Genomic DNA, 14,892 nt, shown 5'->3' on the forward strand with positions numbered 1-14,892 from the left:
AAAAAAAGTCGAACAATAATACTGCTGGCTGTTAACGCTGTGTCTCCCAGGCTCCTCCAAGCCAATCAGACTGAACTTTGAAGCCTGCGGCATAAGGGCAGATCAGCGTCAAACGAAGGCTGAAAAAAGACAGCATCCAAAAGGACACTGTCTCATATGTTAATCTCTACTCCTTTGGGAAGGAGGTCATCCATCTTGGGATGCCTTACATTACGCCCCTCCTTCACTACCATCTTCACGATCTTTGCTTCTCAGCCTTTTTCGTTCCAATTTTTCCATATATCAGGACAATAACCAATTGTTGCCAGCTTTCCATTCCGGACAATTGGTGTTTTCAATACCTTTTGATTTTCCAAGACCTTTTCGTCTTTCTCCTCGTCTGCGATATATTTTATCAATGCCAGAGCATCTTTGTCTTTACATTTTTTATCCAGCATGGCATCCAGACCGCCTACTGACTGCTTTACACTATTGTATTCGCCCTTGCTCATTCCTTTTACTTTCATATCTATAAACTGATATTTTATATTCCGCTCTTTGAAATAACGTATCGCTTTCTTAGTGTCAAAACATTTGCCCGTTCCGAAAATCTGTATATTCATTCCTGCACTCCTGACTTATATCTATTCTAATGGATAAACTATACCATATATCCGTAAAAAAAGCCATCTCCTCTGCAGCCGCAAACTGACACTGGGCCAAGCAGGAATTACTCCTTTGTTTCTTCTGATGTTTCCTCTTCACCGGCATCCACTGTCACTTCCCCGATATGGAAAATCTGCGCAGATTCAGGTGTGATCAGCTCTATCTCTTTCTTTTCGTCTAATTTCAGGTCTCTCACATAATAATTCTTGATCTCAGGCGGTATTTTTCCAAAATCTATCTCGATTGGTTCGAGAAGATTCGCCGGGTCTGCTTTGTAATGCACCTCTGTAAGCTCCTGACTTACAAACCCCTGTACTATATCCTCATTTGTAAAATGAATCTGTACCGACGTGGAAACCTTCTCGCCTGCCACGAGTGCCTGAAAGTCAAGGGCCTGTATCTGCTTTTTCAAGGGATCATACGCAATATTTTTTGTAATGGCACTGATCTTCTTTCCACCGATCTCCAATATAACCTGTGACCCTTCTTTGTTCCCTCTGATGAACTGCAGAGCTTCTTTCTCGGGATACTGAAGTGCAATGGTCTCTTTCATCCCCCTGCCGGACAGAGTACCTGTGGCGTACCCCTCACGTCTTAAGCGTTTTGCTTTTATTTCCGGGTTTCTTTTTTCTGCTTGTAATGTGGTCATGATCCAATACCTCCTATAAATTGCAGCGTCAATGCGTCCGGTGCACGGCAGTCACTTTCCGCTTTTTCAAACTATGAAAAAAAGAAGCCCCTCACTACGTGTAACGTGTAGTTAGGAGCTTTCTATATGGAAGTTCTGTATGCACTATATATATTATAACATGCCTGTCAACTCCTCCCTTTACGTCCGCCCTCATAGCGGACTAAGAAAAGTCGGTTTCAAGACACAGGAAATGCTGATCCGGAAATAAAGTAGGATGACCAAAGGTGCACACATTTTACGTTTTTACATATTTTACTCATAAGATGATCAAGTAAGAAGGTATCATTTTGAAGAAGCCAACCCACTACCTCTGGAAATCTGATTTTCAGACTCAGACCGATTATTTAAACACGAAAAGGAAATACACAGATCTGGGGTTTCGGGTCGTTACCTATCAAGACGGCCAGAAAGAGAATGATATCCATAAAGGATTAAAGGAATTGATCAAAAACCACTATGCTAACAAGACAAACTGACCTTTACTCAAAGCAGGTATGTCCGGTAAGCACATCGTAATAAGATTTTTGGGAGGGTTCATTATGAATGCTGGGTATGTCAGACTGTCAAGGGATGACGACAAACGTAACTACATTTCAATAGAAAATCAGAAACTTATAATTAAACAGTATGCAGCTTCTCAAAATACCGTAATTGACCGTTGGTACGAGGATGATGGCGTTTCCGGTTACAAATTTGACCGTCCTGGCTTTCAGCAGCTCATGGAAGATTTAGATAAGGATATTGATACTGTGTTTGTCAAAGATTTCTCTCGGCTTGGCCGCCATAATGCAAAAGTGCTCTTACTTTTGGATGAATTTCAAGAACGCGGAAAACGCTTGGTTGTCATTGACGATAATTATGATTCCTTATCACCTGATGATGATGTGATTGGTATTAAGACTTGGTACAACGAAAAATATGTAAAAGATACCAGCAAGAAGATCCGGCGTGTCCTCGGTGCCCGTCAAAAAGAGGGAACGCTTCTGACACATGTCCCTTTTGGGTATAAAAGAAATACTAAGGATAAGAGTATCATAGAAATTGTACCGGAAGAGGCCAGACAGATCAAGAGGATATATGAGCTTTATATCCAGGGCTGCGGCTATCGCAAAATTGCAGCATACCTAACGAAACAGCATATCCCTACACCATCAGCAATCCGCCATGAACGGGAACTTGCAGAAGGCAGACTGAGTAAAAGAAAGGTTGCTGCAGAATGGTCTGATAATACGGTAAAAGAAATTCTGGACAATGATTTTTATATTGGAACTTACCGCTTACATAAAAGGGCAAGAGCAACCGTACACGGTAAAGACAGGCGGGTACCAAAAGAGGAACAAAATATTTTTGAGAATCATCATCCTGCTGTCATTGATAAGTTTACATTTGAACTTGTACAGGAAATGAAAGAAAAGCGTGTAAAGACAAATTATCATGGAAACCACGGGCAGTGGGCAGAGACAAACATCCCGAATCCATTCGGAAGCTGCCTGTTTTGTAAAGACTGTAAAAAACGTTTAACACCTATTGTCCGTAAAACCACCTGCGGAGTGCGCAAATATTATATCTGCAGCACCTACAATACAAAGGGGAAACGATATTGCCCCAAGGCGCACTTAACGGAAGAAAATGACTTAATGGATGATGTAATGAACTATATCCGCCTATGCCGAAATACCTTATCTGAAAGGATAGCTGCATATGATCTGAAGGATTTTGAATCCGGTGAAAAAACTATAGAAGAAAAATGTCAGGAAATCCGGGAATCCATTGAGATTCAAAAAAAGCAGTTAAAATCTCTGCTTACCCAAAAAGTAAAGGACTTAGCAGAAAATGCTGACAGCTATGACCTGATCCATGAAAGCTATCATGATTTACAGAATGACTTTTTAACCCGTATCCACGCTCTGGAACTGCATCTTAACACCTTGCAGGATACCTGTCTGAAAACACCGGATGCCAAACAAAACTTACCGACAGCCCTCGATGTTGTAGATGAAATCATTAAAAGCGGAACATTAGATAGGAAAGATATGGAGCTTCTGATCGAAAGAATTGAAGTAGATGAAAACGGTTTGCCTGAAATTGAGCTAAAATATGGTCTTTCGGGCTTAATCCCTTATAGCCCTTCAGAAGAATTAAACAGATCAGAAAAGGAAATAATGCTGGCTGCCATGAAGCTCATTTCTGAAAATGATCGTAATTTTACCTCTGCTAATTATCTCTCAGAAAAACTGACTGCCATCGGATATCAATTTTCCAAACAATCCGTTTTGCCATATATTCATCTGATGATAGACAGAGGACTGATAGAACCGGCGGAAAATCCGCGGAAACCTTATGCTGTCATTAAAACAAAAGAGGAGATAGAAAAAATAATAGGGAATTTTCAAGAAAATGTGATGCCTTATCCCGATTGCACTTCTCATTTACATGGTAATGAGACGAACAGGTGGTATGCCGGAAATGGTATTTGAATATATCCTGAAACAAAACGGACTTGACCCGCAGAAGGATATGAATATTGACCAGAGTATTGATTTCGGTTCCACTGCTGCTGCTTTTTCTGGTGGTCAGGGTGACTTTACTGTTGAATTTGAACCAAGCGCCACCGCCCTTGAAAAAGAAGGAGCCGGTTATGTTGTGGCCTCCTGCGGCGTTGATTCCGGTTATGTTCCTTACACAGCCTACAGTGCCAAAAAAAGTTTTATAGAGAAAAATCCGGAGATCATTCAGGGCTTTGTCAATGCCATGCAAAAAGGTATGGACTATGTAAACTCCCACACAGCCGAGGAGATTGCCAAGATCATAAAACCTCAGTTCAAGGAAAACGACTTAGATACCATCACAACCATTGTAAAACGTTATAAAGACCAGGATACCTGGAAAGATAACCTTGTCTTTGAAAAAGACAGTTTTGAACTTCTCCAGGATATTCTGGACAGTGCAGGTGAATTGAAAGCCCGAGTGGATTACTCTAACCTTGTCGTTACCGATTACGCAGAGAACGCAAAAAAATAAGGGACATCAGTTTTAATCTGACATCTCAATTCACACAAAAATATCATTCCCGATAAACCATGGGTTTTTTCACATTTTTTCACACCAATCTCTTGCAATATCGTTTTTAATCTGATATCATATATAATATATCACTTCTTATACTTGAAACACATAAAAAGTGATGTAAAATCCTTTGAACTTCTTGCTGTAAAAAGCAGTTGTCCTGTCAGCATCTTCACTGACAGAACAGCTGCTTTTTCGCTTTGTTGATATAATAGAGATTCCGCCGCTCTGCGCAAAGCAGTTTTTTTTGCGCCAACGACTGTTTCTGTGTTCTTTGAATCTGTTATGATAAAGGTACGGCTGGCGGCAGATACCTTTAAGATTACAGAAAGTTGGGAGAAATATGACGAAAAACGAAAAGATCCATGAACTGGAGTACTGCAGAAAGTGTTTGAATCAAGTATATCACCTAAACCTAAAAAGAAATGACGTGATGGTATATGAGTATCTGGGTACATGTAAGCATTGTAACAAAACCAGTAAAATCGTGCACAGAGTAAAGCGGAATAAACTGTGGAAGATCATGTTTTCCCGTAAATTAAAAGGTGATTAACGAAAAGAAAAGTTCCTGTCGGCAGCTTCGCAGACAGGAACTCTTCTTTTTCGCTTCGGCTTTTAATTAAATTTCATACCAGATAATCTCATTGGCATCCAGATGCAGTTCAAAGCTGCTTCCATCCCCTTTATATACCACTGTATCCTGAGGCTCATAAGTATTGTTGACCACACAGTATTTTCCATTTTTCACATATGCATGGACTTCTACGTTATAATTTGAGGAGAACCATTTATGCAGGTTTTCTTCATCATGGGATGACCAGAGGATGGCTCTGTAGAGAAGTCTGCTGTTCTCAAAGCTGTAAGGAAGGCCGCTGATATATACACTTCTCCCATCTCCGAAATCATTGGCAGCAAGCTGTACTTCCTTATCTACCTGCTTGATGATGGTGGTTTCCGGAAGGGCAAAAATACTCTTCTGGCCCTCGCCAAAATCTACTTCCCCTGTGCAGTCCTCCGTGATAAAGTGTTCATGTTCTTCCCAGTTGTATTTGTCCACATTCAGAGTGAAACCATTCTCTTTCTCCACTCCCATAACACCGGAGAGCTGGATGTAACGTCCCTCTCTCTGGCAGGCGGTAGGCTCACCCACGCCGATAAATCCGCCGCCTTCATATACAAAACGTTTCACTGCTGTAAGGATTTTCTCATCTGCCCAGTTCTCGCCTCCTGAATACGCGGTGTAGGCACCGCCCACATTGAGAATAACGTCAATATCTTTTAAGATATCCGGATTGTCTCTGATGTCATCAAAACTGATGAATCTCACATCAAAGGGCGCGCCGCTCAGTGACTCAATAATACCTGCATAAGAATAATTCTGTTTGTAGTAAATGGCATGGTGTACCATATGATTGCCCCAGGCACGCATTTTGCCCCAGCTGTTCAGCACAGCTACACGTTTTACACAATACGGTGTGGTTCCCTTGATATTGTTATACAGGGTCCTGAATTCCCGGCAAACGCTCTCCACATAGTCAATAAAATCCGGGAACTGCATAGCCAGCTTCAGATATCCGCCGTAGCCGATACGGTCGATCGGTTTTCTCAAAATAGCTCTTCTGGCTGTTACCCAGTTTACTTTTGCCTCTTTCACCGGGTCACCGCCCTCGTGGAATGTATCCGGGAAGAAGTAGGGGAGAAAACGTCCCTCTGTATAATCCACACCTTCAATATCACTGATCAGACGCAGGGTAGAACCATTTCCCACACTTCCCACAACAGCGTCCAGACCTATGGATTTGAATTCATCCATAAATGGCTCGGTTCCAATCCAGTGGTCACCTAAGAACATCATGGCTTCCTTGCCGCACTCATGTGTGATATCCACCATCTCTTTCGCCAGTTTGGCAACCTCACGTCTCTGGAATCTCTGGAAATCCTGGAATTCCTTTGACGGAATGCGGTAGGTATTGTTCATATAGCCCTGGTCAATAATGTATTCCGGACGGAATTTATACCCCGCCTCAGCCTCAAACTGTTCCAGAATGTATGGGCTTACGGAAGCGGAATACCCGTACCAATCCACATATTTTTCTCTTGCCAGTTCATCAAAGATCAGAGTGAACTGGTGGAAAAAAGTTGTATAACGAATCACATCAATGTGAGGATTGTCCTGTATGTATTTGCGCAGCCTCTCCATGGAAAATTTGCGGGTCTTTGGCTGGCGGACATCAAAAGTGATCTGCTTTTCCACATCTTTCCAGTCATTGGTCACTGCATTATACATATGTACCGGGTCCCACATAATATAGGCCAGAAAACTGACTGTATAATCATGGAATGCTTTGGCATCATGGATGGTCACATTTCCTGTCTCGTCACTGTACTCCCACTGTTCAGGGGAAACCACCTCACCGGTTGTACGGTCAATCACTTCCCACCAGCGGGTGATATCATCCCTGGAATTAACCTTGAGCATGTCCGGATACAAATGGTTCATCAGATGAATGGACAGCTCACTTTCAGCTGCATTATAGAAAGGTGTCATGATATACATCTGCTGAATCTCATCCGGGTTTGCTTTTGCCCATGTATTGTCTTTTCTGGTTGTATAATAAGTGGAGTAAACCTTGGCATCCACATGGCGCAGCTCCTCAGGATAGTCTGTTCCGTCACAGTCGCGGATAGCGTCTGCGCCCCACCGTTTCACAAGCTCCAGTGTCTCCGGAACCACATCCACATCTGTAGGAATTGTAACCCGCCCCTTCATTTCCGCTCTTTCACTCATAAGAATCTCCTTTCATCCGGTAAAAAATCTCAACTTTTTTCTCCTTTGCAGACTGCTGCCGCACTCTGCCGGAACTTTCGTCTTACTATCTATAGCATACGCAAATTTTCCTCATAAGTCTATCTTCTTCTTGCTCACAATATTAGATATATTGCTTTTTTACAATCCATTCCAACAATATAGATGAGTTATCAGACTGTTCCAGACCCCGAAAGTTTTTCCCGTACAGCTCAAACCGGCACAAAAAAGGTGTGCAGCACCTTGACAAAAGGTCTGCACACCTGTTTCTGCCCAATCCTTAGGAAAGAGGCCTGTTCTGTATTTTTATTACAACCAGCACCACCAGCATGAGAAGAATCGCTATAGGAAGCGCGATCCATGCAGTCTGCACAAATCCTGCAATAATGTAGGAAACAAAGCTGACCGCTGCCGCTGTGACCGCATAAGGAAGCTGCGTGGAAACATGGTTTACATGGTCACACTGGGCTCCCGCTGACGCCATAATTGTAGTGTCTGATATGGGAGAGCAGTGGTCACCGCATACAGCCCCTGCCATACAGGCAGAAATGGAAATGATCATTAGCTGCGGATTGGTGTTGGAAAATGCGGAAACTACAATGGGGATCAGGATACCAAAGGTTCCCCATGAAGTACCGGTGGCAAATGCCAGACCGCATCCAACTAAAAAGATAATAGCAGGAAGCAGGTTCATAAATCCGCTTGCTCCTGATTTCACCAGGACTTCCACATACTCTGCTGCACCCAGGCTGTCCGTCATGGCTTTCAGTGTCCAGGCAAAGGTCAGGATAAGGATGGCCGGAACCATGGCTTTAAATCCCTCCGGTATACATGCCATACAATCCCTGAAAGAGAGAACCCGACGGGCAATATACAGGACCACTGTGATCACCAGACCAAAAAAGCTGCCCAGTGCAAGGCCTACGGATGCATCACTCTGGGAGAATGCCTCTACAAACCCAGCCCCGTCGAAAAATCCTCCTGTATAGATCATGCCGATGACACAACACACTACCAGACACAAAATAGGGATGACAAGGTCAATCACTTTCCCCTTCATGTTCTCTCTCTGTGTCTCTGCACTGGCATAAGGGCGGCCCGGAGTGGTATACAGATCACCCTGCATTGCATTCTTCTCATGCACTGCCATGGAGCCGAACTCTACCTTCATCAGTACCATTCCCACCATCATGACAATGGTAAGAAGGGCATAAAAATTATAAGGAATGGCCCGCACAAAAAGGGAAAGCCCGTCCTCCCCCTCCACAAATCCGCTGACTGCAGCAGCCCATGAGGAAATAGGAGCTATAATACAGACCGGAGCAGCCGTGGCATCAATAAGATAGGCCAGCTTTGCCCTGGAAACCTGCTGCTTGTCCGTCACCGGACGCATAACACTGCCCACGGTGAGACAGTTGAAATAGTCGTCAATAAAAATCAGCACACCCAGCAGGATCGTGGCAAGCTGCGCGCCCACACGGCTCTTAATATGCTCGCCTGCCCAGCGTCCAAAAGCTGCGGAACCTCCTGCATTGTTCATGAGACACACCATAATGCCCAGAATGACCAGGAATACAAGGATCCCTACATTGTAGCCATCGGAAAGCACGCTGATTATGCCTCCCTGAAAAATCTGTGTTACCGTTCCCTCGAAGGAAAAGTTGGAGTAAAATAAAGCTCCCACCAGAATTCCAATAAACAGAGAACTATAAACTTCCTTTGTGATCAGTGCCAGCGCGATCGCCACAACCGGCGGCACAAGCGCCCAGAAGGTCGCGTACATTTTAGGTTCATATGCCGTCTCGCCCTCCCCGGCAAATACTTTGACTGCACACAGCAGCACCATAAGCGCTGCGGACACCCACATGACCCATCTTCTTTTCCTGCTTCCCATAGAAACATCCTCTCTTTCTTTTCCCGGTTTCTGCCCTGTACTGCAGTGCTTTCTATTATTCCGGACAATAAAAAGCCATGAACGGCAATCCCTTACGGGAACGCGTTCATGGCAGCAAAATTTCTTTCTCTGTCCAAGATGATAGCGCTCCACTTCCAGTGACAGTACGACGCATCTTATGCGGCGTCCCAGAAACAGACACCCGGGCAGGTATCCATCCCTTCGGCAGCTTCCCCTTTCTTTCCGGCGGCCGCCCGGCCTTTTCTGCGGAAATACTCTTGAAACCTGCACCTCTATCATTCTGCCGTTCCTGACACATTGTCAGAAACCGTTTTTTATTTCTATGTTATCATAACATTATCCTGTCAGAAATCCAAGTATTTTTGACACATTTCTTCCTAAAATTCATTTCATCTGTTATGATCCGCAAATTTCTCCCTTTATGGCAGTTCTCGCTTTCAGGGTGCTAACTACGATGGAATGCATTTCGGTATTGGCTGTCTCATGCTTTAGCTGCGCAGCGCGCTGAATTACTGCTTTTAATTTTCTATATATATAGAATACTTTCAGATAATATGGTATAATGATTGAAAGAATAATAGATAACGGACACCCGATCGTTACCCACAGTTTTATACAAGGAGGGATGGATATGGCTAACCGCATCATTACGATCAACCGAATGTATGGCAGCAATGGAAGGCTTATCGGAAAAGCACTTGCAGAGAGACTTGATATTCCGTTTTATGACAAAGAGCTCATCACCCTGGCAAGCCAGGAAAATGATATTCCCCTGGAGGAACTGAAAAAAGTAGATGAAACGCGGGCAAACCAATGGCATCTTCCGGTGAAAGACGCCATGCAGATGGAACCCCAGTATCATTTTCAGCCCATGAACGACGTGCTCTTTGGGTCCCAGTCTAAAATCATTCATGACCTGGCAGAAAAGGGAGACTGCATTATTGCAGGACGCTGTGCTGACCAGATTCTGGAGAACAAATGCAAAAGTATTTTCATTTTTGCCCCCTTTGAGTACAGGGTAAAAAACATTATGGAACGTATCGGCAGGGAAGAGCGAAGCGCCCGCTCTCTGGTCAAAAAAATGGATAAGAGAAGACGTTCCTACTATGAATACTTCACAGATGCCAAATGGCTGGATATGACCCACTATGACCTCTGTTTAGACAGCAGTAAATTTTCCCAGAAGCACATTCTGGATATGCTGGAGGCGGTTTACAGAGATATGTAAATGACCGGATCGAGTACTAGGGACATCCACGGATGTCCCTTTTTTCACAGCCTGACAGAAACATAAGTTCCGTCCTGCGCTGTGACGTTTATGATCTCCAGGCCTTTATACTGCCGCAGAACCTGATAGCATTCACGGCAGGCCTGACGGAGAAATTTTTTGTTGATATCTTTTCCGTAAGGAGCAGGCAGAGCATTCTGCATTTCCCGGACAGCACGCTCCGGGATGCAGGCTATAGCTAATCCCGCAAGCCGCAGAGGTACCGGAATGAAAAGTCGTACATCCTTGGAGCGTATAATGATCCTCATCTTCTCTCCCCTTGCTTAACCGATGTAGATTTTTACAACATCACCGGCTTTAGATACTACATTCACAATATCACCGATCGCCTCCGCATCCAGACAGTCCACAACGGTATCCAGAATCTCCGTGAGTTCAATACCCTGCATATTTTCACTGACAACAGGAAGTTTTCCTGTGACTTTGAGGATCTGGCGGATGGCTGTCACCGGAAGCTGCACGTTGACTTTATCCCCCTCACTGCTGTCGACCACAATGCGTACCATTCTTTTATCATAATCCATGTTGACCGGTTCGGTTTTTACTACTTCATAGGAAGCTGACCCAGCCTCCTTTTGTGGTGTCAGAGCTGCCAGAAGTTCCGATGCCTGCTCTGCTGTAATTTTGCCTTCCTCTAACATTTTCAAAATCCTTAACTGTTCTTCCATGATATTCTCCTTTTATTTTGATATTTTCATTTTTTTATTTTTATTTCATTTGCTCCAAAGCTTCCTCCGGGGTGATCTCTCCGCGTTCCAGGGCATCCAGTATTTCCTTTTTCTTATTGTCCGGAGCCGGAGCCGATTTGTACCCCAGCTTCTCTATCACCTCGTCCAGACGGGAACGGACTGTGGGATAAGAGATTTTCAGTTCTTTTTCTACTTCTTTGATGTTGCCGCGGCAGCGGATGAATGTTTCGGTGAAGAAAAGCTCCTGTTCGGACAGGTAGTCAAATTTGTTCAGGCGGAAATCATTTTCAATTACCGTATCACACTTGTCACATTTTAATTTGATCACTTTGAGCTGGCCGCCGCAGACCGGGCACTGACTGATTACTTTATACATTTGTTTTCCTCCTTATGTTTTATATAATATACCTACACTTCGTATATATCAATATGAATATTCATATTTTTAATGTCTATATTAATTATCTTAATTTTATTGTTAATTATATTGATTTTAAGCATTCATTCCTTTTATATATCACCTCATGTATCCTCTATCCGCACTTTTATACCCATCTGCAGAGCTGTCAACTCTAATGTACCGGCTCTTCCGGCACACCCCCTGCTGCCGCCCAAAGTGATATTTCCCACTCCCGGCTTTACCGCCTGTAGTCCCACATCCGAAAAAACACCAAAGATCGTATTCTGCCTGCGTTTTTTCCACACAAAAATCCAGAGAACCCGTTCTTCCGGAAAACAGAAAGAACGAATTCTCTGGAGTGCTGTATGCTTCACTTCTCACCCGGGTACAGCGAAACGTGAAACATCAGTATGAAATACTTAACAGGATGCACCGGCTCATCAGATTTCTTTCACCGGCAGCAGTTCTATATATCCCCTGTGACCTACCGGTTCAAGCTGTATGCGGGGATTTTCCTTATCCCAGCAGCAGCCGATCACTTCCGGATCGTATTTTTCAATTGCCTGCTGCACCTCCGTGATCGCCTGGCAGTACCCCTCCTCCTCGAAGGGCTCTCCGCGAAACATCAGGTATTTTGCTGCCGGAAGGTCTATGCATTCAAATCCCTCCGGCACCGGCTCCTGGAAATCTGCCGCCACTTCCACACCCTGCACATATTTCGATGTGCCCGGAGTGCGGTATGCATCCGGAAGCCATAGACATACAGGTTCGCCGCTGATGGATTTTATACTGGTGAGGATTCCCCACACATCACACCCTACTTCCCCGCAATACTGAAAATAGTCCTCCGCGTCCTTACCTCTCTTTAAGATCACTTTTCTTGCTGGCCGCTCTGTCATCTGAACAAATACACTTTTTACACTTTCCATATCTTCCGGCTCCTTTCGCAGGTTTCTGTATTTTACGCCGTAGGGGATAAACAGAAGCAGGGGCCCCGGTTTCGCCGTGTACTCTCTGGGATTACAGCCAAATTCCCGGAAAAAAGCACGCTGATACCCATCCACGCTGCCGAATCCCATATCCAGTGCCACATCCAGAATCCTGCATTTCTCATCCCGCAGGCGCAAGGCAGACCGGGAAAGGCGCAGGCGGCGGATGTAATCTGCCGGAGTGAGATTGGTATACTCCTTAAACAGGCGGTATGAATACCAGGGAGAATACAGAGACACTTCCGAAAGCTTCGCCAGCGTGATATTTTCACTTAAATGTTGCTCGATGTAATCCTGCATTCTCTGAACAGCCAGGATCTGCTCTGTCATTTCTGTCACCTCCCTACACTTGTTATCATACCGGAACTTTCAATATCACTCTCGACCTTTTTTGCCAACCACAAAACGCTTGTCCTTCCTTACAAAAGGATTTGGATCATAAAACAGCTGCGGTACCTGCCGAATGGTTCAAATACCGGCAGGCCGCAGCAGCTTTCTTTTGTATCACTGTTTTTCCTATATAATATAATTCAGGGAACACTGCTTCTGCCATTCTACCAAATCTGCCAGTGTGTATTTGTCCACCACACTTTTGATGGCATTGTCCAGCTCCTGCCAGAGAACAAGCGTGGGGCAGGCTTCCGCACGGGGACATTCGTTGGTCTCCCCTTCCAGGCATTCCACCGGTGCCAGGCTGCCCTCTGTCAAACGAAGGATAGAACCAACGGTATACTCCTCCGGCTTCTTTGACAGGCGGTAACCGCCCTGGGGCCCGCGGATGCTTTTCACATAACCGGCGCGGGCAAGGATAGACACGATCTGCTCCAGGTATTTTGTGGAAATTTCCTGTCTTGACGCAATTTCTTTTACTCTCACCGGACCGCCCTCATCGTGTATGGCTATATCCAGCATCATACGCAGTGCATAACGTCCTTTTGTTGATATTTTCATGAGTTACCTCCAGATATCCCTTTCTTTCCGAAGGCAGATGCTGTCATCCCCGCTTCCCCTGTACCTGTCAGGATATGGCACGAAATGCCTCCTCCAAATCCTGGAGGATGTCATCAATGTTCTCCGTACCTATGGACAGGCGGACAGTGTTGGGACGGATTCCCTGCTCTGCAAGTTCTGCTTCGGTGAGCTGGGCATGGGTGGTGGAAGCCGGGTGAATGACCAGGGATTTCACATCAGCCACATTTGCCAGCAAAGAGAAAAGTTCCAGGTTATCGATAAATTCTTTTGTCTTCCCGGCATCTCCTTTTACCTCAAATGTAAAGATAGAACCGCCCCCATTGGGGAAATACTTTTTATACAATCTCTGCTGTTCGGGATCTTCGCTGACAGACGGATGATGAACTTCCTCCACCAGCGGATGTTTCTGTAAATATTCTACCACTTTCAGCGCATTCTGTACATGGCGTTCTACCCGCAGAGACAGAGTTTCCAGCCCCTGAAGGAAGAAAAATGCATGGAAGGGGGAAAGCGTAGCACCTGTGTCGCGCAGCAAAATGGCTCTGATCTTTGTCACAAAGGCAGCCGGACCAGCGGCTTTTGTAAAGCTTACCCCGTGGTAGCTGGGATTGGGTTCCACAAGGGAAGAAAATTTTCCGGATGCCTCCCAGTCGAATTTTCCGCTGTCAACGATCACACCGCCCAGAGCCGTACCGTGACCGCCGATAAACTTTGTGGCGGAATGTACCACAATATCAGCCCCGTATGCAATGGGGCGCACCAGGAAAGGCGTTGCAAACGTGTTGTCAACCACCAAAGGAATTTTATAGGCATGGGCGATCTGCGCAACAGCCTCAATATCCACCACTTCAGAACGGGGATTTCCAAGTGTCTCAATAAAAATAGCTTTCGTGTTCTCCCGAATGGCCCCCTCCACTTCTTCCTTATTAAATATATCCACAAATGTGGTTTCAATCCCATAGTCCGGCAGGGTATGTTCCAGCAGGTTATAAGACCCCCCGTAAATATTTTTTGCGGAGACAATGTGGTCCCCCTGTTTTGCCAGGTTCTGGAAGGTGTAGGAGATAGCCGCTGCCCCTGACGCAACAGCCAGTGCTGCCACGCCGCCCTCCAGGGCCGCTATTCTCTGTTCAAATACATCCTGCGTGGGATTTGTCAGCCTTCCGTAAATATTCCCCGCATTTGACAGATCAAAACGTGCTGCCGCATGTGCGCAGTCATCAAACACATAGGAGGAGGAGGCATAAATAGGTACTGCCCTTGCACCTGTTGCCGGATCCGGAGCCTCCTGACCCACATGGAGCTGTAAAGTCTCGAATTTGAAATTTCTGTCTTTTCTCTCTGTTTTTTTCATAGTTGTCACCCTCACCTTTTCTGATATTTTTATAACGCCGATTAAGCTTTGGCGCAAAAAGCTGTTCTTTGTTCCGG

The 14,892-nt window shown here is 45.0% G+C and carries 14 protein-coding genes, 1 pseudogene and 1 riboswitch; of the genes and pseudogenes, 4 read left to right on the forward strand and 11 right to left on the reverse strand.

Annotated features, from left to right (window positions below; all coding sequences use genetic code 11):
• Positions 1 to 251: 251 nt before the first annotated feature.
• Positions 252 to 602, reverse strand: coding sequence for an arsenate reductase family protein (locus CI595_RS00255; protein ID WP_095170543.1), 351 nt, complete (start codon positions 600 to 602; stop codon positions 252 to 254).
• A gap of 107 nt (positions 603 to 709) precedes the next feature.
• Positions 710 to 1,294 carry a 50S ribosomal protein L25/general stress protein Ctc gene (locus CI595_RS00260; RefSeq protein WP_095170545.1) on the reverse strand — a complete coding sequence of 195 codons (585 nt, stop codon included), beginning with the start codon at positions 1,292 to 1,294 and terminating at the stop codon, positions 710 to 712.
• Between the two features lie 329 nt (positions 1,295 to 1,623).
• On the opposite strand from CI595_RS00260, the gene CI595_RS00265 reads away from it, so the two are divergent.
• From CI595_RS00265 to CI595_RS00275, 3 genes and pseudogenes are all read left to right on the forward strand, one after another.
• Entirely contained in the window at positions 1,624 to 1,812 is a 189-nt protein-coding gene (locus tag CI595_RS00265) for a hypothetical protein (protein WP_243135069.1), read from the forward strand.
• A gap of 63 nt (positions 1,813 to 1,875) precedes the next feature.
• Positions 1,876 to 3,813 carry a recombinase family protein gene (locus tag CI595_RS00270; protein WP_095170549.1) on the forward strand — a complete coding sequence of 646 codons (1,938 nt, stop codon included), beginning with the start codon at positions 1,876 to 1,878 and terminating at the stop codon, positions 3,811 to 3,813.
• Positions 3,782 to 4,357, forward strand: a pseudogene (locus CI595_RS00275) (ABC transporter substrate-binding protein); the annotation flags it as partial. The gene CI595_RS00270 and the pseudogene CI595_RS00275, both read left to right, overlap by 32 nt.
• Before the next feature lie 664 nt (positions 4,358 to 5,021).
• Here the strand turns inward: CI595_RS00275 and gnpA are convergent.
• Complete coding sequence (gnpA, locus tag CI595_RS00285) at positions 5,022 to 7,190, reverse strand: 1,3-beta-galactosyl-N-acetylhexosamine phosphorylase (RefSeq protein ID WP_187143987.1); 2,169 nt, start codon at positions 7,188 to 7,190, stop codon at positions 5,022 to 5,024.
• A 298-nt stretch (positions 7,191 to 7,488) separates the two neighbouring features.
• Positions 7,489 to 9,075 (reverse strand): Na+/H+ antiporter NhaC family protein, encoded by a 1,587-nt coding sequence (locus CI595_RS00290; protein WP_408608174.1) that lies wholly within the window; start codon positions 9,073 to 9,075, stop codon positions 7,489 to 7,491.
• A 161-nt stretch (positions 9,076 to 9,236) separates the two neighbouring features.
• Positions 9,237 to 9,406: riboswitch (Lysine riboswitch) on the reverse strand.
• Positions 9,407 to 9,754: 348 nt separating this feature from the next.
• Between CI595_RS00290 and CI595_RS00295 the strand changes: the two genes are divergently transcribed.
• Positions 9,755 to 10,351 (forward strand): cytidylate kinase-like family protein, encoded by a 597-nt coding sequence (locus CI595_RS00295; RefSeq protein ID WP_095170553.1) that lies wholly within the window; start codon positions 9,755 to 9,757, stop codon positions 10,349 to 10,351.
• 44 nt (positions 10,352 to 10,395) lie between these two features.
• Here CI595_RS00295 and CI595_RS00300 read toward each other — a convergent pair whose 3' ends face one another.
• The 7 genes from CI595_RS00300 to CI595_RS00330 form a co-directional block, all read right to left on the reverse strand.
• A complete protein-coding gene (locus tag CI595_RS00300; protein WP_095170556.1) occupies positions 10,396 to 10,659 on the reverse strand; it encodes a hypothetical protein in 264 nt (87 codons plus the stop codon).
• Positions 10,660 to 10,674: 15 nt separating this feature from the next.
• A complete protein-coding gene (locus tag CI595_RS00305; protein ID WP_095170558.1) occupies positions 10,675 to 11,079 on the reverse strand; it encodes an SHOCT-like domain-containing protein in 405 nt (134 codons plus the stop codon).
• A gap of 40 nt (positions 11,080 to 11,119) precedes the next feature.
• Positions 11,120 to 11,476, reverse strand: a complete 357-nt coding sequence (locus CI595_RS00310; protein ID WP_065542492.1) for a DUF2089 domain-containing protein — start codon at positions 11,474 to 11,476, stop codon at positions 11,120 to 11,122.
• Positions 11,477 to 11,622: 146 nt separating this feature from the next.
• Complete coding sequence (locus CI595_RS00315) at positions 11,623 to 11,874, reverse strand: hypothetical protein (protein WP_095170560.1); 252 nt, start codon at positions 11,872 to 11,874, stop codon at positions 11,623 to 11,625.
• A 66-nt stretch (positions 11,875 to 11,940) separates the two neighbouring features.
• Positions 11,941 to 12,819 (reverse strand): helix-turn-helix domain-containing protein, encoded by an 879-nt coding sequence (locus CI595_RS00320; RefSeq protein ID WP_095170562.1) that lies wholly within the window; start codon positions 12,817 to 12,819, stop codon positions 11,941 to 11,943.
• Positions 12,820 to 13,005: 186 nt separating this feature from the next.
• On the reverse strand, positions 13,006 to 13,440 hold the full coding sequence (locus CI595_RS00325) for an RrF2 family transcriptional regulator (protein ID WP_095170565.1): 435 nt from the start codon (positions 13,438 to 13,440) through the stop codon (positions 13,006 to 13,008).
• 67 nt (positions 13,441 to 13,507) lie between these two features.
• Complete coding sequence (locus CI595_RS00330; RefSeq protein ID WP_095170567.1) at positions 13,508 to 14,815, reverse strand: O-acetylhomoserine aminocarboxypropyltransferase/cysteine synthase family protein; 1,308 nt, start codon at positions 14,813 to 14,815, stop codon at positions 13,508 to 13,510.
• Between the last annotated feature and the right edge of the window lie 77 nt (positions 14,816 to 14,892).

It is taken from the genome of Blautia hominis (genome assembly GCA_002270465.1).
Classification (GTDB): domain Bacteria; phylum Bacillota; class Clostridia; order Lachnospirales; family Lachnospiraceae; genus Blautia; species Blautia hominis.